General features: G+C 64.3%; 24 protein-coding genes. 5 read left to right on the top strand and 19 right to left on the bottom strand.

What is annotated here, in order from left to right:
* Positions 1-67 precede the first annotated feature (67 nt).
* Both H9627_RS01655 and H9627_RS01660 read right to left on the bottom strand, forming a co-directional pair.
* Positions 68-1348 carry a deoxyguanosinetriphosphate triphosphohydrolase gene (locus H9627_RS01655; RefSeq protein WP_191732280.1) on the bottom strand — a complete coding sequence of 427 codons (1281 nt, stop codon included), beginning with the start codon at positions 1346-1348 and terminating at the stop codon, positions 68-70.
* A 1-nt stretch (position 1349) separates the two neighbouring features.
* A complete protein-coding gene (locus H9627_RS01660) occupies positions 1350-1997 on the bottom strand; it encodes a YdcF family protein (RefSeq protein ID WP_404826186.1) in 648 nt (215 codons plus the stop codon).
* Between the two features lie 93 nt (positions 1998-2090).
* On the opposite strand from H9627_RS01660, the gene H9627_RS01665 reads away from it, so the two are divergent.
* Positions 2091-4220 carry a TPM domain-containing protein gene (locus H9627_RS01665; RefSeq protein WP_191732281.1) on the top strand — a complete coding sequence of 710 codons (2130 nt, stop codon included), beginning with the start codon at positions 2091-2093 and terminating at the stop codon, positions 4218-4220.
* Positions 4221-4234: 14 nt separating this feature from the next.
* Here the strand turns inward: H9627_RS01665 and H9627_RS01670 are convergent, their stop codons facing one another.
* The 3 genes from H9627_RS01670 to H9627_RS01680 all read right to left on the bottom strand — a co-directional run bounded on the left by H9627_RS01670 (position 4235) and on the right by H9627_RS01680 (position 6815).
* The gene (locus tag H9627_RS01670; protein ID WP_191732282.1) at positions 4235-4723 is read right to left on the bottom strand and encodes a hypothetical protein; all 489 of its coding nucleotides are present in this window, start codon (positions 4721-4723) and stop codon (positions 4235-4237) included.
* A 55-nt stretch (positions 4724-4778) separates the two neighbouring features.
* A complete protein-coding gene (locus H9627_RS01675; protein ID WP_191732283.1) occupies positions 4779-5351 on the bottom strand; it encodes a hypothetical protein in 573 nt (190 codons plus the stop codon).
* A gap of 78 nt (positions 5352-5429) precedes the next feature.
* The gene (locus H9627_RS01680) at positions 5430-6815 is read right to left on the bottom strand and encodes a glycine--tRNA ligase (RefSeq protein WP_191732284.1); all 1386 of its coding nucleotides are present in this window, start codon (positions 6813-6815) and stop codon (positions 5430-5432) included.
* 330 nt (positions 6816-7145) lie between these two features.
* Here H9627_RS01680 and H9627_RS01685 point away from each other — a divergent pair, with 330 nt between their 5' ends.
* Positions 7146-7556: an ArsR/SmtB family transcription factor gene (locus H9627_RS01685; protein ID WP_191732285.1), complete on the top strand. Its 411-nt coding sequence runs from the start codon at positions 7146-7148 to the stop codon at positions 7554-7556.
* Positions 7557-7602: 46 nt separating this feature from the next.
* Positions 7603-8049 (top strand): Fur family transcriptional regulator, encoded by a 447-nt coding sequence (locus H9627_RS01690; protein ID WP_191732286.1) that lies wholly within the window; start codon positions 7603-7605, stop codon positions 8047-8049.
* Between the two features lie 4 nt (positions 8050-8053).
* Here H9627_RS01690 and H9627_RS01695 read toward each other — a convergent pair whose 3' ends face one another.
* The 11 genes from H9627_RS01695 to hemW form a co-directional block, all read right to left on the bottom strand.
* Entirely contained in the window at positions 8054-9190 is a 1137-nt protein-coding gene (locus H9627_RS01695) for a VIT1/CCC1 transporter family protein (protein ID WP_225213348.1), read from the bottom strand.
* Positions 9191-9208: 18 nt separating this feature from the next.
* Positions 9209-9943, bottom strand: coding sequence for an isoprenyl transferase (locus H9627_RS01700; protein ID WP_191732462.1), 735 nt, complete (start codon positions 9941-9943; stop codon positions 9209-9211).
* Positions 9944-10050: 107 nt separating this feature from the next.
* Positions 10051-10779, bottom strand: a complete 729-nt coding sequence (gene recO / locus H9627_RS01705) for a DNA repair protein RecO (RefSeq protein ID WP_191732287.1) — start codon at positions 10777-10779, stop codon at positions 10051-10053.
* Between the two features lie 29 nt (positions 10780-10808).
* Positions 10809-11726 carry a GTPase Era gene (gene era / locus H9627_RS01710; RefSeq protein WP_191732288.1) on the bottom strand — a complete coding sequence of 306 codons (918 nt, stop codon included), beginning with the start codon at positions 11724-11726 and terminating at the stop codon, positions 10809-10811.
* 103 nt (positions 11727-11829) lie between these two features.
* Positions 11830-13152, bottom strand: a complete 1323-nt coding sequence (locus tag H9627_RS01715; RefSeq protein ID WP_191732463.1) for a hemolysin family protein — start codon at positions 13150-13152, stop codon at positions 11830-11832.
* A 45-nt stretch (positions 13153-13197) separates the two neighbouring features.
* Entirely contained in the window at positions 13198-13809 is a 612-nt protein-coding gene (gene ybeY, locus H9627_RS01720; protein ID WP_191732289.1) for an rRNA maturation RNase YbeY, read from the bottom strand.
* A complete protein-coding gene (locus tag H9627_RS01725) occupies positions 13806-14855 on the bottom strand; it encodes a PhoH family protein (RefSeq protein ID WP_318247744.1) in 1050 nt (349 codons plus the stop codon). Before H9627_RS01725 ends, ybeY begins: the two co-directional genes overlap by 4 nt.
* 97 nt (positions 14856-14952) lie before the next feature.
* The gene (locus tag H9627_RS01730; RefSeq protein WP_191732291.1) at positions 14953-15678 is read right to left on the bottom strand and encodes a 16S rRNA (uracil(1498)-N(3))-methyltransferase; all 726 of its coding nucleotides are present in this window, start codon (positions 15676-15678) and stop codon (positions 14953-14955) included.
* Positions 15678-16814: a molecular chaperone DnaJ gene (gene dnaJ, locus H9627_RS01735; protein WP_191732292.1), complete on the bottom strand. Its 1137-nt coding sequence runs from the start codon at positions 16812-16814 to the stop codon at positions 15678-15680. The genes H9627_RS01730 and dnaJ overlap by 1 nt, the downstream gene beginning before the upstream one ends.
* Before the next feature lie 70 nt (positions 16815-16884).
* Positions 16885-17913, bottom strand: coding sequence for a heat-inducible transcriptional repressor HrcA (hrcA, locus tag H9627_RS01740; protein WP_191732293.1), 1029 nt, complete (start codon positions 17911-17913; stop codon positions 16885-16887).
* A gap of 641 nt (positions 17914-18554) precedes the next feature.
* Positions 18555-19751, bottom strand: a complete 1197-nt coding sequence (gene hemW, locus H9627_RS01745) for a radical SAM family heme chaperone HemW (protein ID WP_191732294.1) — start codon at positions 19749-19751, stop codon at positions 18555-18557.
* A 99-nt stretch (positions 19752-19850) separates the two neighbouring features.
* On the opposite strand from hemW, the gene H9627_RS01750 reads away from it, so the two are divergent.
* Positions 19851-20519 carry a hypothetical protein gene (locus H9627_RS01750; RefSeq protein WP_225213349.1) on the top strand — a complete coding sequence of 223 codons (669 nt, stop codon included), beginning with the start codon at positions 19851-19853 and terminating at the stop codon, positions 20517-20519.
* Between the two features lie 64 nt (positions 20520-20583).
* Here the strand turns inward: H9627_RS01750 and H9627_RS01755 are convergent, their stop codons facing one another.
* From H9627_RS01755 to H9627_RS01765, 3 genes are all read right to left on the bottom strand, one after another.
* Positions 20584-21261, bottom strand: a complete 678-nt coding sequence (locus H9627_RS01755; protein ID WP_191732464.1) for a hypothetical protein — start codon at positions 21259-21261, stop codon at positions 20584-20586.
* 192 nt (positions 21262-21453) lie between these two features.
* Positions 21454-21831, bottom strand: coding sequence for a hypothetical protein (locus H9627_RS01760; protein ID WP_191732296.1), 378 nt, complete (start codon positions 21829-21831; stop codon positions 21454-21456).
* Positions 21832-21844: 13 nt separating this feature from the next.
* The gene (locus H9627_RS01765) at positions 21845-23695 is read right to left on the bottom strand and encodes an AMP-dependent synthetase/ligase (protein ID WP_191732297.1); all 1851 of its coding nucleotides are present in this window, start codon (positions 23693-23695) and stop codon (positions 21845-21847) included.
* Between the two features lie 325 nt (positions 23696-24020).
* Between H9627_RS01765 and malQ the strand changes: the two genes are divergently transcribed.
* Positions 24021-26147: a 4-alpha-glucanotransferase gene (gene malQ / locus H9627_RS01770; RefSeq protein ID WP_191732298.1), complete on the top strand. Its 2127-nt coding sequence runs from the start codon at positions 24021-24023 to the stop codon at positions 26145-26147.
* Positions 26148-26195: the final 48 nt, after the last annotated feature.

Below are 26195 nucleotides of genomic sequence, written 5' to 3' on the forward strand. Positions count from 1 at the left end.
GAAAGAAATCAGCGGGTTTCCACGGAGAAAACCCGACCCGTTCCGGCATGGTTGTCCAGCCGGTGGGCTACCCCAGGAATCCCGAGATCCCGGAGGCATTGCGGGCCAGGCGTTCCAGGCGTGATTCCGTCATGGAGGCGATCTGATCCACCACCACGCGCGCACGCCCGGCATCATCATCGGCCTCAAGGAACCACTGCCGGTACATCGGGTCGAGGGATCCGGGCGCGCCGAGGGTGAGGTAGTCGAAGACCCGGAAGATGCGGTCGCGTTGGCGGTCCTGGCGGGCGAGGTGCCCGGGGTCATCCATGACGTAGAGCACCGCGAGGGTCTTGAGCAGGCGCACCTCGCGGTCGGCCTCGGGGCGGATCACAAGTTCACCGTGCATGCGTCCGAACTCATACTCCCCCAGGCGGGCGGCGGCGCGGGTGGCGGCGATGGTGGATCCGACATACCGGCCCACCAGTTCGGAGGTCATGGCCTTCAGTGCGGCGTAGGAGCTCAGGGAGGCATCGAAATCCGCGGCGGCGGCCACCACGGGCAGTTCCCGCAGGGTGGCGGCACCCTCGATGAGTTCCTCCGGGTCACCACCGAAGGCGCGGGCGCCCTTCTGTGCCAGGGCCGCCAGCTCCACCAGATCCCACAGCACCTTGAGATCAATGCGCCCGGCGACGATGCCATCCTCCACATCATGGACGGAGTAGGCGATGTCATCGGAGAAGTCCATGGTCTGCGCCTCCAGGCTGGGGCGCAGGTCCGTGTGTCCCCGACGCACCCACTCCAGGAGGTGGGCATCCTCGTCGTAGGCACCGTATTTCCGGTTGATGGTGCCATCCGGGCTGGTTTTGGTCCAGGGGTATTTGCAGGCTGCGTCCAGGGCTGCCCGGGTGAGGTTGAGACCGAAGCTGGTGCCGTCGGCGGACACGACCTTCGGTTCCAGGCGGGTGAGGATGCGCAGTGTCTGGGCGTTGCCCTCGAAGCCGCCGCAGGCCGCGGCGACCTCGTTGAGGGCCTTCTCACCGTTGTGGCCGTAGGGGGGATGACCGATGTCATGGCACAGCCCTGCCAGTTCCGAGAGTTCCGGATCCAGGCCGAGTCCGCTGCCCATGCCGCGCGCGATCTGCGCCACCTCGAGGGAGTGCGTCAGCCGGGTGCGCGGGGTGTCCCCGTCGCGAGGGCCGACGACCTGGGTCTTGTCGGCGAGGCGTCGCAAAGCAGCTGAGTGCAGCACGCGCGCACGGTCGCGGGAGAAGTCGCTGCGCAGATCCACCTCGCTGTGGGCCAGCTGGCTGGCCTTGGGCGCCTCCTGGTGCAGGCGCTGCGCATCGGGCTCCGAATAGGGGTACATCTTATTTCCTCAACCTCCGCAGTTCCTCGTGCCGGGCGCGCCGCGACGGCCGCAACCACCCCTGCACCGCTCTCATGACATCCTCCACGCGCTCCGCCGCCCGCTCCCCCGCCACCGCGACGATATCCAGCACCAGCACCCCGCCCCACTCGTGGGACAGCGTGGTGAAAAAGCTTTTCGACGGGAAGGTGGCCGGCGTATACGGCGTCGGGGACGGGTACGCGTCGAACCCCATGCGACGCGCGATCCGCACCGCCCGGTAGGAGTGGTTGGGGTCTGTGACAATCAAAACACGTCCCACATCCGCCGGATCAAGCGGGGCATAGGAACCACGGGTGTCATTGCCGGTGGGCTGGGAGATGATCAGATCCGGTTCCACGCCCTCCCGGATCAGGTACTCCCGGGCCACCTCCGCCTCGGTGAAGCGGTCACCGGGCAGTTTCCCGCCGACGACATACACCCGCTGGGTCTCGTGCTGCCGCCACAGCTGCGCGGTGTGCCGCAGGCGGGCCGCGAACTGCCGGGACGGACGACCGTCATACTGCGCGGTGCCGAGCACCAGGATCGAATCGATCACCCTCCGGTCATTCCCGGGGCGCCACAGGGAGTACAGCAGGCTGCGGAGGACCGGTTGCGCCACCACCCCCATGACGGTAGCGGTGTACACAGGCACTCTGGACATTTTCCTCACCTTCACCAGTGTGCCAGGGCTCAGGGGGATTGTGCCGGTATTGTGGTGCCCATGAACACGCGTGTGCACAATATCCGGACATTCATGGCCCGTTCCGCGGCTGCCCTCGCTGTGGGTACCGGCGGTGTGCTGCTGGTGGGTGCCTTCCCTGTCAGCACAGCGCTGGCCACCACTACCCCGGCAACGATGGTGGTGGCAGAGGCCCCGGAACTGTACGCCGACCGCGTGACCGATTACACCGGGACGTTGTCCTCCTCCGAGATTTCCGCGATCGAGGAGGCGATCAACCAGACACGGGTGGAGAAACAGCGCGAGATCTTCGTGGTCTTCCTCAACTCCTTCGACGGTGTTGATCCCGACGCCTGGACCCAGCAGGCCCTGGCGGCCAACGGCGGCGGCAACGTCCTCATCTATGCCGTGTCCCCGGAAGAAGGCCTCTTCGGTGTCCAGGGTGGTTCCGCGTGGACCGGCCCCCAGCTGGATGCTGCCTACGAGGCTGCCTACGCCCAACTGGTCCGGGGCGATCTCGCCCAGTCCGCGATTGACCTGGCAGCGTCCGTCTCCGGTGGTGCCGGTGGAGCGGGTGCAGGTGGTGGCGCAGGCGATGGTGGGGATTCCGACGGGGATTCCGGCACCAGCGCCGCCTGGTTGGGTGTTGCCGGAGTGGGCGCCGTGGCCGCTGGTGGTGGCCTGTGGGCATTCAACCGGAAGCGTCAGAAGAAGCAGAATGCCGAGACCCTGTCCGATGCCCGCAACATCGACCCACGCGATACCAACCGTCTCATGCAGTTGCCCATTGAAACCCTGGAAGCCCTAGCGGAGGAAGAGCTGTCCTCCACCGATGAATCCATCCGACGGGGTCGGGAGGAACTCGATATCGCCATGGCGGAATTCGGGCCGGAACGCACCCGCAGCTTCACCCGGGCGATGAACCACTCCCAGACCACCCTGCAGAAGGCCTTTGAACTGCAGCAACGCCTCAATGACTCCATTCCCGAGACTGAGGCCGAGAAACGCGCCATGTTGGTGCAGATCGTCTCCTCCTGTGGGCAGGCCGACGATGCCCTCGACGCGGAGGCCGAGAACTTCGCGGAGATGCGCAACCTGCTGGTCAATGCGGACTCCAGGTTGGATGAGATCACCCAGAAGACCGTCGATGTCCGCACCCGTCTGCCCCGCGTGGAGCAGACCCTGGCGGACCTGCGCGCCCGTTACGGCAGCACCGTTCTGGAGAGCATCGACAACAATGCGGAACTGGCCACCGCCGCGCTCGAGGAATCCGAGAAAGTGTTGTCCCATGCGCGTGAGCTGCAGGCCAAACCCGCCGGCCAGCAGGGTGGTCTGGTCGAGGTCATCCGGGAGGCGGAACATGCCGTGGCCACCGCGGACCGCCTGCTGGAGGGCATCGAACACGCCGATGAGAACATTACTGTGGCCCGCGCCAATGTCGCCGACCTGATCACCGAGATCGAGGAGGAGGTCGCTGAGGCCGCACAGCTGAAGAATCAGGCGGGGCGTGACGGCACCCGGGCGGACTGGAATGCTCTCGATGAGGCGGTCCGACGCGCCGTCGAGGCACTGTCCACCGCGCGTGCCGACGCAGAAAGGGATCCCCTGGGCACCTACACGGAACTCACCGACATCGATTCCGCCCTGGACACCCAGCTGGATGCGGTACGGTCCACCGCCGCCGACCAGCAGCGTCAGCTGCGTGTCTTCGATCAGCAGCTGCGTGCAGCGGCAAGCCAGATCCAGGCAGCCGAGGACCTGATCTCCACCCGTGGTCGCATCGTGAAATCCGATGCCCGCACCCACCTTGCCAACGCCAAGCGGCTGCACGCCATGGCCACCCAGCACCGGACCTCCGATACCCCGGCCGCCATCGATTACGCACGTCAGGCCGCGGTGGCGGGCAAACGTGCCAGCTCCGCCGCGCAGTCCGACATCAACGACTACCAGAACCGCATGAACAGCCAGCACAGGCCCGGTGGCGGTGCCGGTGGGGCACTCGTGGCTGGCATGGTCATCAACTCCATCCTCAGCAGTGGTGGTCGTGGCGGAGGCTTCGGTGGCGGTTTCGGAGGTGGAGGTGGCGGTTTCGGTGGTGGTGGTTTCCGCGGAGGTGGCTTCGGCGGAGGCGGCGGTTTCGGTGGTGGTGGCTTCCGCGGGGGTCGCTTCTAACCACCGGCCCGGTTCTAGATCCGCGGTCGGCGCACCGCGGAATCCACCAGGACACATCCCCAGCTGAGGAAGACCGCATCCACGAAGGGGAGTTTATCCCCATCGGCGGTGCCGACGTGGAACTCCACCCGCCCGCTGGTCATGGGGCGCATGCGGGCCACCTCCACCCCACCGTTGAGGATCACCCGTTCCTTGCGCCACGGGGAGACCCGACGGAGCTCATACCGCCGCGGCCCGCACCGTGCCACCAGTTCACTCACGGAGAAGGACTGCTGGTTGATGGTGAACACCGACCCATCGGAGGTGGTGGCCCGACACCGGAACCGCATGGTTCCCGGCGTTGATTCAATGAGCAGCCGCTCATTGGCGACGTAGAGAACATCAGACCGGACATCGGCGATGATCTCGCCGCTTTCGTCGAAAAGCTCATTACCCAACCACACCCACGTCTCGCGGGTGTGGTCTCCGAAGATTCCCGCCTTCGGGCGTTTACTGCTGTCCATATCGGAATCCTGTGGCTTCATCTACCTCGGGGAACTGACATACTCGGCGGGTGCCTTACGTGAACATGAGGTAGACGATGATCGGGGTGAGGATCACCAGGAAGATCGTCAGCGCCCAGCTGGTACCCAACATCCTGGATTCCAGGGTCTTGCGGGTGGTCCAGGAAAGGAACACCTCCTGATCCACCGGCAGTTGCATACCCTTCTCAAACTCCAGGATCGCCCGACGCATACCGTTGTTCACCCCGGTGAACTGTGCCACCTTCTGGGATGCGGCATCATCGATGATCCAATTGCCCTTGCCTTCATGGATGGCTTCCATCTGGGTGCCGTCCATGTCGATCAGGATGTTCTTCGCCTTGGAGAACCCCTTCTCCCCCGGGTCGGCGGTGAATACCCTGCCATCGGGCAGGGTCGCGGAGGCGGTGCCATCGATATCAAAGGACAGCTGCCACTCCCGGTCCCCCACCGTGGCGGTGGAGGTGAAGGCCTTGGAGGTGGAATCACCGAAGGTGGCGATCCGTTCCTGTTCCTCCCCGCGCAGCAGGTCGGTGGATATCTGGCCCTCGGTCCTGGTGCGCTTGCCCCAGGAGGTGTACTCGGTCACGGCGAGATCCTTCGTGGTCATGGACATAAGAATAGCACCGGTCGTTTCCAACCGGTGCTACCCCTCATATGCCGCGATCCACCGCGGCAGCTGTGCTACCTAGCAGCCGATGAGCTGCTGGGCCAGGTAGCCCGGGAGCTCATCCAGTGGCACACGGATCTGCTCCATGGTGTCACGCTCACGGACGGTGACCGCGTTGTCCTCGAGGGTGTCGAAGTCGACGGTGACGCAGAACGGGGTACCGATCTCATCCTGACGGCGGTAACGACGACCGATGGCACCGGAGGTGTCGTAATCGACATTCCAGAACTGACGCAGCTCGGCGGCCAGCTTCTCCGCCGGGCCGGACAGCTCGGGCTTCTTCGACAGCGGCAGGACGGCGACCTTGACCGGCGCTAGGCGACGGTCCAGCTTGAGCACGACGCGCTTGTCGACGCCGCCCTTGGAGTTCGGTGCCTCGTCCTCGTGGTAGGCGTCCATGAGGAAGACCATCATGGCACGACCCAGGCCGGCAGCCGGTTCGATGACGTACGGGATCCACCGCTCGCCGGTCTCCTGGTCGAAGTAGGACAGGTCTTCGCCGGAGCCCTCGGAGTGGACGCGCAGATCGTAGTCGGTGCGGTTGGCGATACCCTCCAGCTCACCCCACTTGGTGTTGGCGAAGTTGAAGGCGTACTCGATGTCCACGGTGCGCTTGGAGTAGTGGGACAGCTTCTCCTGCGGGTGCTCGTAGAGACGCAGGTTGTCCGGGTTCACACCGAGATCGAGGTACCACTGGTGGCGGGTATCGATCCAGTACTGGTGCCACTCTTCGTCCTCGCCCGGCTTGACGAAGAATTCCATCTCCATCTGCTCGAACTCGCGGGTGCGGAAGATGAAGTTACCCGGGGTGATCTCGTTGCGGAAGGACTTACCGATGTTGGCGATGCCGAACGGAGGCTTCATGCGCGAGGAGTTCATCACGTTCTTGAAGTTGACGAAGATGCCCTGCGCGGTCTCCGGACGGAGGTAGTGCAGACCCTCCTGGTCATCCACGGGGCCCAGGAAGGTCTTGAGCAGACCGGAGAAGGCCTTCGGCTCGGTCCAGTTACCCGGCTGGCCGGTCTCCGGATCGTTGATGTCAGCGAGGCCGTTGACCGGCGGGTGGCCGTGCTTCTCCTCATAGGCCTCGAGCAGGTGGTCGGCGCGGTAGCGCTTATGGGTGTGGAGGGACTCCACCAGCGGATCGGTGAAGACCTCGACGTGTCCGGAGGTGACCCAGACCTGTCGCGGCAGGATGACGGAGGTGTCCACACCGACCACATCGGGTCGGGAGGTCACCATGGTGCGCCACCACTGGCGCTTGATGTTTTCCTTCAGCTCCACGCCAAGCGGACCGTAATCCCAGGCCGAGCGGGTGCCGCCGTAGATCTCACCACAGGGGTACACCAGTCCACGTCGTTTACACAGGTTCACAACAGTGTCGATGATCGATTGCTGAGCCACGTCGGATGCTCTCCTCCAGGTCGATTGGCAGTTCACTAGTCCCAAGATTAAGGACAGACCTTTCCAATCCTAGCCCACCTGACAAGCCGGTTTGCCCTGGGCCTGTTTATCCAAGGTCACACTCGATTAGTTAATCAAATGTTATAACCAACTATTAACATTAGATATTGAGATATACCTAACGGTAAATCGGGCAGAAATCACATATAGAATATTTCTTTTATTTTCGCAAATACCGCATCAGAAGAGCCAAAAGGGGCTATTCTAGCATTTGTGCTAAACATGCCGGAGGAGAAGTCCCCCGGTCTTGAAACAGGAAGGAGGCGTCTCGTGGTCCAGGACGTCACTAACAGGATGATCACGCCCCCACACGATGACGAGGATCCGTCCACAGCCATCCACCTATCCCCCGATAAGGTCGTGGATTCCGCTGAGCTCAGCGTCGCCGACAACATAGCCGCCCTGAGCGCCGTCATCCGTGCCGTGGATTCCCCACTCCGGATCCGCATGCTGGTGGCATTGCATGAGCGACCACACTACGTCTCCGAACTCGTCTCCCTGGTAGGTAGCTCGCAGCCACTGGTCAGCCAGCACCTCAAGGTGCTCAAAGCCGCTGAGCTGGTGCACGCCGACCGTCGTGGCCGGCAGATGTCCTACTCGCTTGCGCAACCGGCGATCATCGACATCCTCAAGCTCGCACTGCGGGTTGCGGAAAAAACCGCCGAGACCACTTCGGAGTAGGATCAGGAACAATAACCACTGTTTCCCAGATTCTCAGGAGGGTGGCATGGGCCTGAACCGCCATGGAGAGAAGTCCACACCCAAGCTCGGGGTGCGCAGCACCCGGCAGCGCAAGGCGGTGGTGGACATCCTGGAGGAGATCGACAACTTCGCCTCCGCCAAGGCCATCCACGCGGAACTCAACGCCCGGGAGCATTCCGTGGGGTTGACCACCGTGTACCGCACCCTCCAGTCACTGGCTGAGATCAACGCCGTGGATGTACTCACCGTCGCCGGCGGTGAAACCCTCTACCGTCAGTGCCACGATGAGGGACATCACCATCACCTCGTGTGCACCCAGTGCGGTCGCACCGAGGAGATCGATGGTGGCCCGGTGGAGGCCTGGGCCGGGGAGATCGCCCGGACCCACGGGTTCAGCATGACCAGCCACGAGGCGGAGATCTTCGGGCTGTGCCCCACGTGCCGCACGGATGCCGAGGAGGCGAAGGCCTGATTCCCTAGAGTATCGTGCCGAAGGCCAGCCCCAGGGTGTAGGTGATCGACGCGGCACCCAATCCCACCAGCAGCTGGCGGAGCGCCCGGTACAACGGTGGTTTGCCGGACAGGACCCCGGTGAGACCACCGGTGAACATCAGGGAGACACCCACCAGCACCAGGGCCACAATTCCCGCCACCACCCCACCCAGGCCGAAGAGCAGCGGGATGATGGGGATGAAGGCCCCCACGGAGAAACTGAGGAAGCTGAACAGGGCCGCGGATCGGGCGGAGCCGGTCTCCTCACGATCAGTGGTCGGAATGAGATGGGCGTCGTCAAGCTCCCCCCTGCTGGAGACCAGCGCGGTGAAGACGGCCGCAGCCCTGGCTGCCGCCTCGTGCTCAGTCATTCCGCGGGCGCGGTAGACCAGCTCGAGCTCATTGGCGTCCACGTCAAGCTCGGAGATCGCGGTGCGGGTCTCCGGATCGGGGGTGGAGGCCTCGAGAAGCTCCAGCTGGGAGCGCACGGAGATGTACTCGCCGGCCGCCATGGACAACGCCCCGGACAGCAGGCCGGACAGGCCGGTGAGGAGCACGATCTGCGGTGCGACACCGCTGGCCATCACGCCGATGACCAGTGCGAGGTTGGAGACCAGCCCATCGTTGATGCCGAAGACCGTGGCACGGAAATTACCGCTCATCCGTTCCCGGCCGCGGGTGGCCAGACCACGGATGACCTCGGCGTGGATGCGCTCATCCGCACTCATCTGCTCCGTGGCATCATCATCGAAGCTGTAGGGGCTGCGGGACTCCGCCGACTGCATCAGCGCCAGGGAGAACACCGACCCGAAACGCCGCGCCAGCACCCCCAGGATCCTGGTGCGCAGATCCGGTTTGTGTGGGCCCGTGCCCGCATCACCGAGCAGCCCGCGCCAGTGGGCCTCATGGCGGGATTCCGCCTCCGCGAGTTTCAGCAGGATCTCGCGTTCCTCCCCGGTGCGTTTCCGGGCGAGCTCCCGGTAGACCTGCGCCTCGGCGCGCTCATTGGCCAGGTAGCGCTGCCACCGCCGGAGCTGATCCGGGGTGGGCGGCGTCGTGGCATACCTGTCTGTGGCGTGCCGGTCTATGTCCGGCTGGTCGGCACCGGGATCCTCGCTCATGTCATGTCCCACAGAGAATCAGGCGGTGCCGAACCGGCGGTCGCGGCGGGCGTATTCCTCCACCGCGTTGAAGAGATCCTGCGGGGTGAAATCAGGGAAGAGCTTGTCCTGGTACACCATCTCAGCATATGCCGACTGCCACAGCAGGAAGTTGGAGGTGCGCTTCTCCCCCGAGGGGCGCAGGAAGAGGTCCACATCCGGCATATCGGGCTCATCGAGGAAATCCGGGAAGGTCTTCTCGTTGATCTGCTCGGGCCGCAACTGTCCCGCGGCCGCCTGCCGGGCGATCTCCCGGGCGGCGTCGATGATCTCGGCGCGGCCACCGTAGTTCACACACATCGCCAGGGTCATGTTGGTGTTGTCCTTGGTCAGTTCCTCCGCGGCCTCCAGCTCGCGGATCACCGAGCGCCACAGACGTGGACGACGCCCCACCCACCGGACGCGGACGCCCTTCTCGTGCAGGCCGTCCCGCTGACGACGCAGCACATCGCGGTTGAACCCCATGAGGAAACGGACCTCATCGGTGGAGCGGCGCCAGTTCTCCGTGGAGAAGGCATACGCGGACAGGTACGGCACGCCGAGTGCCAGGCAGGCATCCACGACATCGAGCAGCACCGCCTCACCACGCCGGTGGCCCTCGGTGCGTTTCATGCCCTTTTCCGTGGCCCAGCGGCCGTTTCCGTCCATCACCAGCGCGATGTGCCGGGGCAGGAATTCAGCAGGGATGTTGGGGGGTACAAGTTCACTCACAATCCATCATTGTGCCACGCCCACCGGCCAGACCCGGACCAACACCCGGCCTAACCCCGGTCCCGCACCCGGTCCCGCACCCGGTCCCGCACCCGGTCTCACACCCGGTCTCACACCTGATCCAGGACCTCCAGGGTCGGAAGTTTGCATTCCAGATGCCACTGCAGGTGTGCGGTGGCCAGCCGGTGGATGGCGCCGGTCAGCCCGGGGTGCTCCGCCAGCACCCGCCCACCCTGGCCCCTGGCGAGCAGCCACATCATGTGCAGGGTTTCGGCAGACACCTCCGCGCTGCCCTGGGGGCGGCAGTAGAGACACACCGCCCCGCCGGCGCCGGGGTGGAAGGCGGTGTGCGGCCCGGGGCGTCCGCACTGGGCGCAGTCGAAGAGGCTGGGGGCCCAGCCCGCATGGTCCATTGCCCGGAGCATGTACTCATCCAGGAGCAATACCGGGTGCTCCGCGTTCTGCATGCGTTGTAATGCGGAGGTGGTGGCGTCGAACAGGTACGGTCCCTGCTCCATCGGTGCGATGCTGGAGGCGATCTCCAGGATGGCCGACGCCGCGGAATAGCGTTTGAAATCATCGATGATGCCGGAGGCGTAGTACCCCACGGTGTCCGCACCGGAGATCGTGGACAGGTTGCGCCCCGGATACAGCTGGACGTCCAGTTCCACGAACAGCTGGAGGCGGGACCCGAACCGGGATTTCGACCGCCTCACCCCCTTGGCCACCCCTCGGACGATGCCGTGATCACGGGTGAGCAGGACGACGATGCGGTCGGCCTCCCCGAAGTCGTGGGTCCGCACCACCAGTGCACGGTCCCGGTAACTCTCCCTGCGCACCGGTTACACCAATCCTCGCCGGCGGGGGTCTAGAAGCCCAGGCGGTTGAGCGCCTTGGGATCGGACTGCCAGTTCTTGAGGATCTTGATGCGCAGATCCAGGTAGATGTTCTTGCCGAGCAGCTTCGTCAGCTGCTGGCGGGAATTGTGGATGATCCGGCCCATGCGCTGGTTGTTGTGGCCCATGATGATGTCCTTCTGGCCCGGGCGTTCCACGTAGATGATCGCATGGACGGTGAGGGTGCCGGGGCGGGACTCATCCGGGAGGACCTCGTCGATCTCCACGGCGATGGAGTGCGGCAGTTCATCCTTGAGGCCGGACAGGGCCGCCTCACGGATCAGTTCCGACATGCGGGTCTCGGTGTCCTCATCGGTGATGTGGTCATCCGGGTAGTACTTCGGGCCCTCAGGGAGGAGACCGGCGATGACACCGGCGAGGGTGTCGATGTTCTCACCCGAGGCCGAGGACACCGGGACCACCTCGCTTGTGCCCCCGAGCAGTTCATGAAGCGCCATGAGCTGGGCGGCCACCTGGTCGCGGGATGCCTTGTCAATCTTGGTGACGATACCCACGATGGGGGTCTTCGGTACGGCGGTGCGCACGGCGTCGAGGATCCAGCGGTCACCGGGACCGATCTTGTCGGTGGCCGGGATGGTCAGACCGATGAGGTCCACATCGGAGTAGGTGTCCTTGACTGATTCATTGAGGCGCTCACCCAGGAGGGTGCGCGGGCGGTGCAGGCCGGGGGTGTCCACGACGATGATCTGTGCGTCATCCCGGTGCACCAGGCCGCGGATCGGGTGGCGGGTGGTTTCAGGCTGATCGGCCGTGATGGCGATCTTCTCACCCACCAGGGCGTTGGTCAGTGTGGATTTGCCTGTGTTGGGGCGGCCGACGAAGCTGACGAAGCCTGAACGGAAACCTTCCGGGGTGTCGGTAAAGCTCATTGATCCTCTAACTGGGTCTCTCGTGGGAAGTATGACTAACCAGCATAGTCCCACCCGGCCCGGTTGTAGTTATCCGGCAGTGCCGCTTTGCGACGACCCGACGTCAGCTCTCCGCCTGCTCCACCGCGGGCAGGACCTCGACCACGGCCGAATGCATGCGCAACCGGCCACGGCGGTTGCGTTTGCCCTCCGCGGTCAGCCGGAGCCCGGAGGTCTCGACGGTGGCCCCGGGCAGTGGCACACGGCCCAGTTCGAAGGCGATGAGACCGCCGACGGTGTCCACCTGATCATCGATGTCATCGGAGAAGTCGAGGTCCACCTCGAGTTCCTCCTCCAGGTGGTCCCGCAGGTCCTCGAGGGACAGTCGCGACATCACCCGGTAGGTACGCTCGGCGATCTGTTCAATCGGGGCGACCTCGTCATTGTCGTACTCATCGGCGATCTCACCGACGATCTCCTCCAGGATGTCCTCAATGGAGATCAACCCGGCCACGCCACCGTATTCGTCGATGAGGATGGCGATGTGGTTCTGTTCCTCCTGCATCTCCTGCAGCAGGGCATCCAGGGGGCGGGAGTCGGGGATAAACTTGGCCGGACGCATGACCTCGTCGACGGTGACGGAACGGCCGCCGTCGGTGGCGTAGTACGTCTGCTTGACCAGGTCCTTCAGGTAGACCACACCGATGATGTCATCGACATTCTCACCGATGACCGGGATGCGGGAATGCCCGGAGCGCACGCACAGGGCGGTGGCCTGGCCTGCGCTCTTGCCGGATTCGATCCAGATCATCTCAGGTCGGGGCACCATCACCTGCCGCACCGTGGTGGAGGCGAGGTCGAACACCGACTGGATCATGCGGCGTTCCTCCAGCTCCACGATCCCGTGTTCCTGGGCGATGTCGACCATCTCGCGCAGCTCCACCTCGGTGGCATAGGGGCCGTTGCGCAACCCCGGGCCCGGGGCGATGACATTGCCCACCCAGATGATCAGTTTGGCCAGGGGGCCGAGCACCTTCTCCACGCCGGTGAGGACAACCGCACTGCGCAGGGAGACGGTATAGGGGTTCTTCCGCCCCACGGTCCGGCCGAACACACCCACCACACCGAAGGTGATGAGGGAAACCACCACGATGGCCAGGAAGATCGCCCAGGCATCGCTGGTGACCAGATGGACCGCGATGACACCGGCCAGCACCGCCGCGGAGGTATCCAGCAGGGTGCGCAGCATCACCAGGATGTTGATGTTGGTGGCCCGGTTGTCGATGACATGCAGCAGGGCCGCCGATCCGGCGACGTCATCCTTGTGCATCTGCTCCACGCGGGCGCGGGAGACAGTGGAGACGGCGGATTCAATTGCCCCGAGCAGTCCGGACAGCAACAGGGAGACGACGGTGGCCAACCCCAGCCATAGGACGGTTTCATCCATCTCAGCGGTGATCATAGATTTTCCTGGTTCTCCATCCGCGGTCGGTTAACGGGCGGAGGTGCCAGGTTCGCCAGGTTCGCCGGATTCGCCCTGCTCATCGGCAATCATGGTCTGATCGAGTTCCAGGCGGTCGGCCGCGGTCGGGAAGGCACCGGGGCCGGTGGGTTTCGGCTGGTAGACCACCCCACGCCGGTCCACGTCGTCATACCAGTCGGCCAGCAGTTCATTCTGCAGGGCGAACATCTCGCGTTCCTGCGCGGGTTCCACATGGTCGTACCCCAACAGGTGCAGGCACCCATGGACGGTGAGCAGTGCCAGCTCGTGGGGCAGGTCATGTCCCGCCTTGGTGGCCTGCTTCTCCGCAAACTCCGGGCACAGCACGATATCCCCGAGCATGGCCGGGCCGGGGGTCGCGCCGTCGGGGCGGGAGTAACCGGGGGTGAGCTCATCCATGGGGAAGCTCATCACGTCGGTCGGGCCCTCCAGGTCCAGCCATTTGACGTGCAGTTCCGCGATGGTGGCGGAGTCCACGATGTGGATGGAGGCCTCCGCGTCGGGGTGGATATCCATCTCGCCGAGGGCGAAGGAGAGGACGTCGATGAGCATCTCCTCATTCACGCCGTCGTAACCGGATTCGTTGAAAACCTCAATGCTCATGACTGGAGACCCTCCTGTTCGCGTGCTTCGCCCTCGACAGCGCGTCGTAAAGCTTCCTCGCGTTCCTCGCGGGCACGGCGGCGCTCGTTCTCGCGCTTTTCCTGCAGCTCCTCGTACTCGTCATAGGCGTTGACGATGTGGCCGACCAGCTGGTGGCGCACCACGTCCTCGGAGGTCAGCTCGGTGAAGTGCACATCCGGCACATCACGCAGGATGTGACGCACCAGGCGCAGACCGGACTTCTGCCCACCGGGGAGGTCAACCTGGGTGATGTCACCGGTGACCACCATCTTGGACCCGAATCCCAGGCGGGTGAGGAACATCTTCATCTGCGCCGGGGTGGTGTTCTGGGCCTCATCGAGGATGACGAACGCATCGTTGAGGGTGCGGCCACGCATATAGGCCAGCGGGGCGACCTCGACGATCCCGGCTTCCATCAGCTTCGGGATGACCTCGGGCTCCACCATGTCGCGCAGGGCGTCATGGAGGGGGCGCAGGTACGGGTCGATCTTCTCATTGAGGGTACCGGGCAGGAACCCCAGCTTCTCCCCCGCCTCCACGGCCGGGCGGGTCAGGATGATGCGGCTGACCTGCTTGGACTGCAGCGCCGCCACGGCCTTGGCCATCGCCAGGTAGGTCTTGCCGGAACCGGCGGGACCCACACCGAACACGATGGTGTTCTCATCGATGGCGTCGACGTATTCCTTCTGACCGAGGGTCTTGGCGCGGATGACCTTGCCGCGGCGGGCGATGATGTCACCGGTGAGGATCTCGGACACCGACTGCGGGGTCTCCACATTGATCATGCTGATGACGTTCTTGACGGTATCCGTGCTGATCACATGGCCACGGCGGGCGATGGCCTGAAGCTCATCGAGGATCCGCCCGGCGCGGGAGACCTCATGGGCCGGTCCGGTCAGCTCGATGCGGCTACCCCGGGCGTGGAAATCAGCATCCACCTGATTGTCCAACACCCTCAGGTTGTCGTCGGTGACGCCGAGAACCGTGGGCGCCAGATCGCGCTGGAGGTTGTAGACGGTGGACACAACGTCGGTGCGTGTGCTTCGCGGGGTAGTCACAGTGCTGTATCTGCCTGCTTTCTGGTGTGGTCAGGGGAGGAGATTCGGGTCATTAGCGAGAACTTTACCAGCGGTCTGACAGCACGCCGATCGCCGCGAGGGCAACCATTCCCGCGGATGCGGTCCGGAGCACCTCGGGGCCCAGTTTCACAGTGTGGGCCCCGGCGGCGGTGAACCGGTGGATCTCCTCCGGCGACACCCCACCCTCAGGCCCGATAATCACTACAACATCGCCGGTGAAATTCAATTCCCGGAACGGCTTGCTGGCCTCCTCGTGCAGGATGATCGCCAGGTCCGCGTCCGCAATGAGCTTGTCGACGCCCGCCGTATCCACCACCCCGACCACCTCGGGGATGGTTGCGCGCCGCGACTGTTTCGCGGCCGCCTCCGCGGCCGCCTGCCACTTCGCCAGTGATTTCTCCTCCTTGCCCGCCCACTTGGCGATGGTGCGCTGTGACTGCCACGCCACGATGCGATCCGCACCCGCCTGGGTGAGCAGGTCAACGGTCAGCTCGGAGCGCTCGGACTTCGGGATGGCCTGGACGATGGTGACCCGGGGGTCGGCCGGTGGGATCTCCTCGACGCTCTCCACCACCACATCCATGCGGTCCCTGCCACTGACCGCGGTGACCTGACAGGTGCGGGCGGTGCCGTGGCCGTCGATAAGCATCACGCGCTCACCTGGACTGATGCGCTTGACGGTGACCGCGTGGCGCCCCTCCGGGCCGGTGACGGTGACATGCTCACCGGCGGTGGCAACCGTGTCGGAGATGAAGACGGGAAGCGACATCAGCGGTTACGGAACTTGTTCTTGAGCTTGTCGAACAGCCCGCCGTGCTCCTCGCCCTCGCGGTGCACCGAGGAATTGTCCCTGCGGTGATCCCGGATCTGCTCCAGGAGTTCACGGGTGTGCTCATCGATCTCGGTCGGGACGAACAGGTCCACGTGGGCCATGAGATCGCCGCGGCCCTCGGCACGCAGACGTGGCATGCCCTCGCCCTCAAGCGTGATGACCTCATTGGGCTGGGTGCCCGCCGGGATCACCACGGTGACCTCCTCGCCGGTCAGCGACTCCACCTGGAGCTCCGAACCCAGCGCCGCATCGATCATGGGCACGCGGATGCTGGCGTGGAGATCATCGCCGTCGCGGGTGAACACCACATGCGGACGGACCATGACCTCGATGTAGAGGTCACCGGCGGGTCCACCACCGGCACCGACCTCACCCTGACCGGCCATGCGGATGCGCATGCCCGTCTGGATACCGGCCGGGATGTTGGCCACGATGTCCCGGCGCGCACGCACACGACCATCACCGGCACACTCATCACACGGATCCGGGATAACCTCACCGGTGCCGTTACAGGTGTGGCAGGGACGCGAGGTCATGACATTGCCCAGGAAGCTGCGCTGCACCTCCTGGATCTCACCGGAACCATGGCAGGTGCCACAGGTATTCGGCTTGGCGTTGGAGGCGGAACCCGAACCGTGACACTTGGTACACAGCACAGCGGTATCAAGGGTGAGCTCCTTCTTCACACCGGTGTAGGCCTCCTCCAGGGTGATGGAGGCACGCCACAGGGTGTCACTTCCGGGCTGCACACGCGACCGTGGACCACGGGAACCCGCGCCACCGCCGAAGAAGGCATCGAAGATGTCACCGAGACCGCCACCGCCGAAACCACCCGGGTGGCCGGCACCGCCGCCCTGCTCCATGGGATCGCCACCCATATCCACGATCCGGCGCTTATCCGGATCGGTGAGCACCTCATGGGCCACGGAGGCCTCGCGGAACTTCTCCGCCGCCTCCTCACCGGGGTTCACATCAGGGTGGTATTTGCGGGCAAGCTTGCGGTACGCCTTCTTGATTTCAGAGTCGGTTGCGTTGCGGTCAACTCCGAGGATGCCGTAATAGTCACGTGCCACTGTCGGTGATTCTCCCTTATGAGTGAAGATTTATCGCGAATAGGTGAACAAATGGCCTAGTATAGCGGGCTTATTCGCCCGCCAGTACCCGACCGACATATTTAGCAACGGCCGACACCTTCGAGATTGTTCCCGGATAGTCCATGTATGTGGGCCCCACCACTCCCAGACCACCCAGGGTGTTACCCGGGGAACCATACCCCGTGGTCACCACCGAGGCGCTGCGCAGCTGCACATCCTCATTCTCCTCACCGATGTGCACCGTGACATGATCCAGATCCGTGACATTGGACAACAGCTTCAACATGACCACCTGTTCCTCCAGCGCCTCCAGCACCATCGGCACACTCGCGGCGGTTTCCCGCGTCAGGCGCGTGAGGTTGCTGGCACCGGCGAGAATGAGCCGGTCGGAGGGCTGCTCCACCAGCGTCGCCACCAGGACACCACTGCATTTCTCCATGGTGCTGCGGATATCCGAGGGGGCGTTGTGGCTGAGCTCCTGCAGGGCCTCCGAGGCATCCGTGAGGGTCTTCTCCGCCAACGCACCATTAAGCAGATCCTTGAGCACCGTGACCTTATCGGCCTCCAGCGGCTCATCGAGCTCCACATTGCGCTGATCCACACGACCGGTATCCGTGATCAGCACCAACAACAGACGCACCGGCGACAGCGGCACCACCTCACAGTGCTTCACCCGGGAGGTTTTCAACGTGGGTAGCTGCACCACCGCCGCCTGGTGAGTCAACTGCGACAACAGCTGCACCGACCGCCGCAGCACATCCTCCAGATCCACTCCCCCCTCGAGGAAACCGAGGATCGCGCGACGCTCCGCCAACGACAGCGGCTTGATGTCGTGGATGGAGTTCACAAACAGACGGTAGCCCTTCTCCGTGGGCACGCGGCCTGAGCTGGAATGCTCCTGCACGATATAACCGTCTGATTCAAGAACCGACATGTCATTGCGGATCGTCGCAGAACTGACATTGAGCTTGTGGCGCTCCAACAGCGCCTTGGAACCCACAGGCTCCTGGGATTCGATGTAGTCGGCGACGATGGCCCGCAGGACCTCATATCTGCGTTTCTCCGTTGCACTAGCCATATCCAGTACCTTACTGGACTTGCTCATTATTAATGAGAGTCCGTCGAGAGAACCCCGGCTGGGCGGTGGCAGGTGGGCGGGGTTCGACTTTTTCGACACAGGCATGGGCATCCGGGTGGGGTGTGTCGAGAAAATCGCGTGTGGGCGGAGGTGGAGTTCGACTATTCCGACACAGGGGCACTGTGGCCGCGGGATTGTGTCGAAAAATTAGAAGGCACCCGGTTTTCTTCGGCGGGTGGCCGGAAAAGTCGCCCTCCCAGATCGCCGCCTGAGCGGTTGAAGTGCGCCCGGCCATGTCCGAACCCATCAGGCAATGCTCGACGCGTTAAATCCGCTCCGCGGTGGGGTGCCGTGCACTGAAATGGGGTGGCAGGTGGGCGGGTTCGACTTTTTCGACACGGGCACGGGCATCCGGGTGGGGTGTGTCGAAATAATCGCGTGCACGCGGTCCCCGGGTTCGACTATTCCGACACAGGAGCCACGCACCGGACCCGGTGTGTCGAAAAAGTCGAACAGGCCTCACCACCCCGAGAAAACCGACGGAAAAACCAACGCCCCACATTGCCGCCTGAGCGGTCGAACGGCGCCTGGCCATAACCGCGCCCATATGGCGATCCCCAGCGTCTTAAATCCGCACCCACTCAGGAGACGGTAAGGTCATCGTCCTCGGCGAGGAGGATGTCGGCGATGATGCCGTCGGCAAGCAGGCGCCCGGCGTCGGTGACCGCAACGTTGCCGCCCACCCGGTGCAGCAGACCACGCTCGATGTAACGATCGATGACCTGGTGGGCTGCCGGGGAGAAGATCCCGGCGGGCAGCCCCTGCTTGAGGCGCAGCCCCAGCATGACGCGTTCGGTGTGGTGGTCCTCGGCGGTGAGGAGTTCGGAATCCATGATCGGCAGCTCCCCGCCCGCGATCTGCGCGGAGTACCTGGCGGGGTGTTTGACGTTGTAGAAACGGTGGTCGCCGATGTGCGAATGCGCGCCGGGGCCGGCACCCCACCAGTCGCCGTCGACCCAGTACCCCATGTTGTGGCGGCATTCCCCGCCGGGTTTCGCCCAGTTGGACACCTCGTACCAGTCGAAGCCGTTGGCGCGGAGGCGCTGGTCGATCATCTCGTAGCGGTCGGCGTAGACATCGTCGTCGGGGGCGGGCAGCTCGCCGCGGCGGACCTTGCGGGCCATGGCGGTGCCGTCCTCCACGATGAGGGAGTAGGCGGAGACATGATCCACGTCCGCCTCGAGCACGGCGTCGAGGGTTTTGCGCACATCATCGTCGGTTTCGGTGGGGGTGCCGTAGATCATGTCGAGGTTGACGTGGTCGAAACCGGCCGCGCGGGCCTCCTTCGCGGCGTCCACCGGCCTGCCCGGGGTGTGCTGGCGGTCCAGCACCCTAAGCACGCTTGACGACGCCGACTGCATCCCCAGCGAAATACGGTTGTACCCGGACTCACGCAGGGCCTCGAAAAACTCAGGCGAGGTGGACTCCGGGTTGGATTCGGTGGTGATCTCCGCACCCGGGGCCAGGCCGAAGGTGTTGCGGATGCCGGAGAGCACCCGGGTGAGCCCGTCCGCCCCGATCAGTGAGGGTGTGCCACCGCCAATGAAGACGGTCTCCGCGGGGCGGGGGCCCGGTTGCGCGGGATCGGCCTCATGAGCTGCGGCGAGCCGGGCGACGGCCATCTCCAGTTCCACCTCGAGGGCATCAAGATAGGTATCCGGCCCGGCGGTGCTGCCCAGTTCGCCCGCCGTGTAGGTGTTGAAATCGCAGTACCCGCACCGGGTGGAACAGAAGGGGACATGGATATAGACACCGAAGACTGAGCGAGGAACTGACATAGCACCCAACAGTAGTGGGTGGGCCTTTTTCGGCAGAATCTACAGGCGGAACCAAGCTGGGCTATACGAAATTGCCAAGAAAGTAGTAAAGTGCAGAGCATGAAACGGATGACGGTGGTCGCGACACTCACAATAGCTTTGCTGGCGGGTGTCGCCCCCTGCTCTGCGCATGAAGCAGCGTCCCCCGTCACCATTGAAACCGCAGCTCACAGCACCACGATCAGTCCGGCCGGTGTGAATCCGTCCTCGCGGTCCGTTGCGGATGCCGTGGCGGATGCTGCAGCCGAGGCCAGTTCCTCAGCCACCCCAACCCCGACCTCCGAGGCGGAAGCAGCCCCGCGTCCCACCAACGGTGCTCAGGTTGCTGACAGCACCGGCACGGATAAGGGTGCCACTGACCGTGGCATGTGGCGTGATGTCGTGGCGGAACCCGGGCAGACTCTTCACGTGAAATTCGAGGGTGACCGCGTCTACCGGGATCTCACCATTGAGACCCCCGCCCAGTTCGCCACCTTCGACACCGTGATCCTGCAGGATCAGTCGATCATCGTATTCGTGCCGTCTGATTTCACCACGGGTGCCACCATCAGCCCGGTCTTCACCATCTCCGATGCGCACGGTCAGCTGGACAGCTTCTCCGTCACCGTGGAGTATCCGCGTTCCGGCACAACGGAGGCTGAGCCCGCCTCCCCGCTGGCACGCCTGATCTCCGACATCGCCTTCCGCCTGCCCCAGCTGCCGTTCATGACCCACCTGTTCAAATCCTGAGGGCCTGTAGAAAACGCATAAAGCCACATCCCTGATCGGGGATGTGGCTTTATGTGTTCGAGCCCTAGGAGACCTGTCCGCGTTTGTCCTGCATCCGCTCCGCCACACGCGCCACCACCGAATCGATGCGGGCGCGTTCCAGGAGGAACGAGGGAGGATTGCATCCCCGCTTGGTCCAGACATAGTCAGGGTGCGCATCGGCGACCACGTCCAGCCAGGCGCGGGTGGAGGTGCACACATCATCGGCCACCCGTCCGTAGACCATGGGCAGTGACACCGCATCGAGATCATCGGCCGCGCAGGCGGTCTGCGCCAGAACCCAGTCCACCACCTGTTCCAGGTGCGCGACGATCGCCTCGGTGCGGGCGTTGAGCGCGGCCGCCATGTCACCGACCATGACGATCTCACCGATGGGGTGGGTGTCCTCCAGCTGGGAGGCGGTGATGCGCTCCGGCTGGGTGAGCCCCACCCGGACTGCTGAGCGGGCACTTACGGTGCCCTGACGCAGACCTGAGGTCAGTGCGTGGCGCAGTCCCAGCAGTTCCGCCACCACGGTTCGGGAATCATCACGGGCCTCGGCGATGATCTCCTCGAATTCGGCGAGGCAGTCATCGACCAGTTCATCATCCCAGTCCGAGATGGCCTCCATGATGTGTTCGATGTAGTCGGCGACCTCATCGCCGATGTTGTAGATCTCCTGGGTGAGTTCGCGGTGGCGCAGTTGCGCGGTGGTGGTGCCCATGGTGTCCAGCACACATCCTTTCTTGCATTCAGCCTCAGGAATCACACGAGACTCTCAAGTAACACTTGAGAGTTTCTCTAACGGGTTTTGACTCTATGTGAATTGGCTTGGAATTGTCGGCAGGCACGCCGAGAAATCCTCATCCGTCCGCAACTCCGCCGTCAGCTGAACCACCCGGCCACCATCCGGCCGCTACCTGGGCAGCGCGGGCAGCCCCATCGCAGCCACCAGCTGAGCGAGAATCTCCCGGGGTTCACCCCGGGGCTCGGTGTCATCCAGCCGGGACAGATACCGCTCCACCACCGGGAGCACCGCGTCCCGTCGCTCCTCCCCCAACCCGAGGCAGTCCACCACATAGGCGGGATTATCCTGGGCGAACAGCCATTCGGGATCCCCGAAGGCCAGACCGGGGTTGGAACCGAGGGTGAAGAACTCAGGATCCCCTGCGGAACCGGTGGCGGCGATATAGGCGAACTCGTCCATGATTCCGAGGGCGAACCGTTCCGGCTCCGAGCCCACCTCCGCCTGCTGCCAGGCGGCACCATCCCAGTTGAACTGGATCTCATCCACTGTGGTCGATCCTCTACTTTCCGCGGTAGATGTGTTCGATGGCGTCGGCGTAGCGGCGGTAGACCACATTGCGCTTGACCTTGAGGGTCGGGGTCAGCTCATCGTCTTCCTCGGTGAGGTCGCGGTCGAGGATGTAGAACCGCTTGATGGCCTCGGAGTGGGAGACGGTGGCGTTGGCGTTGTTGATGGCATCCTGGATCTCACCGCGCAGGGCCGGCTCGGTGGCCAGCTCCTCGATGGTCCGGGACTCGGGGATGTTGCGGTTGAGTTTCCACCGCTTGAGCGCATCGGGATCAAGGGTGACCAGCAGGCCCACGAAGGGTTTGCCGTCGCCGACAACCATCGCCTGGCTGATCAGCGGGTGGGCCCGGATGATGTCCTCCAGTGGCCCGGGTGAGACATTCTTGCCGCCGGCGGTGACGATGAGGTCCTTCTTGCGTCCGGTGATCACCAGATGCCCGGAGTCGAGCAGTTCACCCAGGTCACCGGTGTTGAACCAACCATCGATGATGGATTCCGCGGTGGCCTTCGGGTTGTTCCAGTACCCGCGGAAGAGCATCTGTCCATTGAGCAGGATCTCGCCCTCGTCGTTGATGCGGACGGTCATGCCCGGCAGGGGCTTGCCCACGGTGCCGATCTTCTGGTCCTCGAAGTCGATCGCGGCGGCCGCGGCGGTCTCCGTCAGACCGTAGCCCTCATAGATCGGGATGCCGATGCCACGGTAGAAGTGCAGGAGATCATGGCTCATGGCGGAGCCACCGGTCACGGCGTAGTGCACGGAGTTACCCACGGCGGCGCGGATCTTGGCGTAGATGAGACGATCGAAGACCTTGTGGGCGGCGGACAGTGCGCGGCCGGGGCCCTCCTCGGTGTCCTGTGCACGGGAGTAGTCGATGGCGGCCTTCTCCGCGCGGGCGAACAGCGCGGCCTTGATCGGGCCACCGTCGGCAGCATTGGCCGCAGCGGAGTTGCGGACCTTCTCGAACACACGCGGCACACCGAGGATCAGGTTCGGGCGGGCACGCTGCAGTTCCAGTGCCAGGGTGGAGAAATCGGACCAGTGGGACTGGGTGGCGCCGCCGATGGTGAACGCCAGGGACACCGCACGCGCCAGCACGTGGGCCAATGGCAGGAAGGTGAGTACCCGGGACCCGGGCACCGCGATGGCACCGACCGGGTGGGTCAGCAGGGCCCGGACCTCGGCCAGCCAGTTGTGGTGGGTCAGTTCGCAGCCCTTGGGGCGCCCGGTGGTGCCGGAGGTGTACACCAGGGAGGCCAGGTCGGAGGACCGGGTGGCTGCAATGCGTTCGTGGACCAGGTCGTCGGCAAGCTCGCGGCCCTCGAACCTGAGGGTGTCCAGTGCGGAGGAGTTGATCTCCAGGATGCGGCGCAGCCTGGAGGTGGACCCCTTGAGCGCCGGGGTGCCGTCCTCGGTGAGTACGAGGTGTTTCATCAGGTCGGTGTGATCGGGGGTCTCGGTGATCGCCAGGGATGCACCGGAGTCCTCGATGATCCACTGCACCTGGGACAGGGAGGAGGAGCTGTAGATCGGGACGCTGACGGCGCCGGCGGCCCAGATGGCGTAGTCGAGAACGGACCACTCGTAGCGGGTGTCGGCGAGTAGGGCCACGCGGTCGCCCTGTTCCACGCCGGTGGCGATGATGCCCTTGGCCACGGCGAAGACCTCGTCGAGGAATTCCTGGGCGGTGACATTGACCCACTCGAAGTTCGCGGGCCGGGTGAACAACACACCGTAGGGGCGGGTCTTGACCTGGTCGATGAGGGCGGTCAGACAGGTCTCGTTCTCCCCGATGGTGTATTCGGCCTCGACCGTGAATTCCCTGGGTTGGGACGCTGAAGTCATTTCGTGTTCTCGCCTTCCGTGTGTTGTTGGGTCACCCCGGATGCAACCGGGCACCGGAGTCCCTGGGGTGTGTGGGCCCCGGCCTCCGCCCGGAGGTGTGCTCCCCCAGGCCTATTGGTTCATTAATCCATAGTGTTTCAGTACCAGCTCCGGCAGGGACAACCAGGGTCACCTCGTTGAACGACCGGCACCGTATTGGTTTGTCCCCAAATCTACCCGTTTCCTTTCACTTCCAGCAGGACCTGAACAGCAGTTTAGGACAACAATGGTCATTTCAAAGCCGTTAAGCTGTCGAAAGTGGATTTGAGTGGCATGATGTTAACTTGTGACTGCACGAGGACCTTTACAAGACCTGGCCGGCCTGTACGGCATCTCCACCTCATACACGGATTACAAGGGCGCCGACATTGCGGTCAGTGATGACACACTGATCAAGGTTCTCCGCGCCCTTGACGTGGATCTGGGTGAGGGGGAGCCGTCGGATGGGACCATCAACGCCGCCATCGAACGATTCCACGACAGGGAGTTCTCCCGTCCCCTGCCGCCGTGTGTGGTGGCGGTGCAGGGTGATGAGGTGGTCTTCCCCGTCCATGTGCACGAGGGTGCGCCCGCAGAGGTGCACATTGAGTTTGAATCGGGCGAGCGTCGAGAAGCACACCAGGTGGACAACTGGACGCCGCCGCGCGAGGTGGACGGCACCACCTGGGGCGAGGCGAGCTTCAAGCTCCCCGCTGACCTGCCGCTCGGCTGGCACCAGCTGCGTCTGACCTCCGGGGAGCAGACCGCGACCTGCGGGCTGATCATCACCCCGGAGCGTCTGTCCACCGCGGACAAGTACCTGGAATCACCCCGCACCGGCGTCATGGCGCAGATCTACTCCGTGCGCTCCAACCTGTCGTGGAGCATGGGTGATTTCAACGACCTGGGTCACCTCGCCAGCGTGCTGGCCGTCGACGGCACCGATTTCCTCCTCATCAACCCGCTCCACGCCGCGGAACCCCTGCCACCCACCGAGGATTCCCCGTACCTGCCCACCACCCGCCGGTTCATCAACCCGATCTACCTCCGCGTGGAGGACATCCCGGAGTTCAACCAGCTCCCGGTCGATCTGCGGGATGAGGTCGCCGAGCTTGCCGACGAGTTCCGCGAGGAGAACTTCACCCCCGACATCATCGAGCGCAACCCGATCTTCGAGGCGAAGCTGCAGGTGCTGCACGAGATCTTCCGCATCGAGCGCTCCCCCGAACGCGACCGGGCCTTCCGCGACTTCGTGGAGCAGGAGGGTCAGGGACTGGTTGATTTCGCGTCCTGGTGCGCTGAGCGGGAAGCCACCCAGCTGGCCTCCGCGCACCGCGCCGAACCGGACCGAGATGAACTGACCACGTTCTACATGTGGCTGCAGTGGTTGTGCGATGAGCAGCTGGCCGCCGCCCAGAAGCGCGCGGTGGACTCCGGTATGTCAATTGGCATCATGGCCGACCTGGCCGTCGGCGTGCACCCCGGTGGCGCGGATTCCCAGAACCTCGCCCATGTGCTCGCGCCGGACATCTCGGTGGGCGCCCCGCCGGACGGCTACAACCAGCAGGGCCAGGACTGGTCCCAGCCACCATGGAACCCGACCAGGCTCGCCGAGGAGGGCTACATCCCGTGGCGTAACCTGCTGCGCACCGTGCTGCGCCATTCCGGCGGCATCCGCGTGGACCACATCCTGGGCCTTTTCCGCCTGTTTGTCATGCCCCGCATGGAATCGCCCGCGACCGGCACCTACCTCAACTTCGACCATGACGCACTGGTGGGCATCCTGGCCCTGGAGGCCGAGCTTGCCGACGCCGTCGTCATCGGCGAGGACCTGGGTACCTTCGAACCATGGGTCCAGGACGTGCTGGCCAGCCGTGGCATCATGGGCACCTCCATCCTGTGGTTCGAGCATTCCGCGAAGCACACCGGTCCCCGTCATCAGGAGGAGTACCGTCCGCTGGCACTGACCTCGGTGACCACCCATGATCTGCCGCCCACCGCGGGTTACCTCGCCGGTGAGCACATCGACCTGCGTGACCGCCTCGGCGTGCTCACCCGCGACCCGGCCGTTGAGCACGAGGAGGACCTGCAGTGGCAGGCGGAGATCCTCGACGTGGTCGCAGCCGCCGGTGCGCTGCCCGTGGCTGAGGGCGGCACCTATGTGGGCCTGGAGCGCACCGAACGTGGTGAGCTCGCGGAGCTGCTGGCGGGCCTGCACCGCTTCGTGGCCGGCACCCCGTCGGCTCTGACCTGTGTGTCACTGGTGGACATGGTCGGTGACAAGCGCGCCCAGAACCAGCCCGGCACCACCCGCGACATGTACCCCAACTGGTGCATTCCGCTGTGTGACAACGAGGGCACCCCGGTCACCATCGAGGCGCTGCGTGAGCACCCGCTCTACCGCGTCGTCTCAGATGCGGCCGAGCGCCACTAGGAACCGCTCAACGAACGCTTATCGACGCCCGGGGTGATCTCCTCCCGG

The sequence above is a fragment of the Corynebacterium gallinarum genome, assembly GCF_014837045.1.
GTDB classification, from domain to species: Bacteria; Actinomycetota; Actinomycetes; order Mycobacteriales; family Mycobacteriaceae; genus Corynebacterium; species Corynebacterium gallinarum.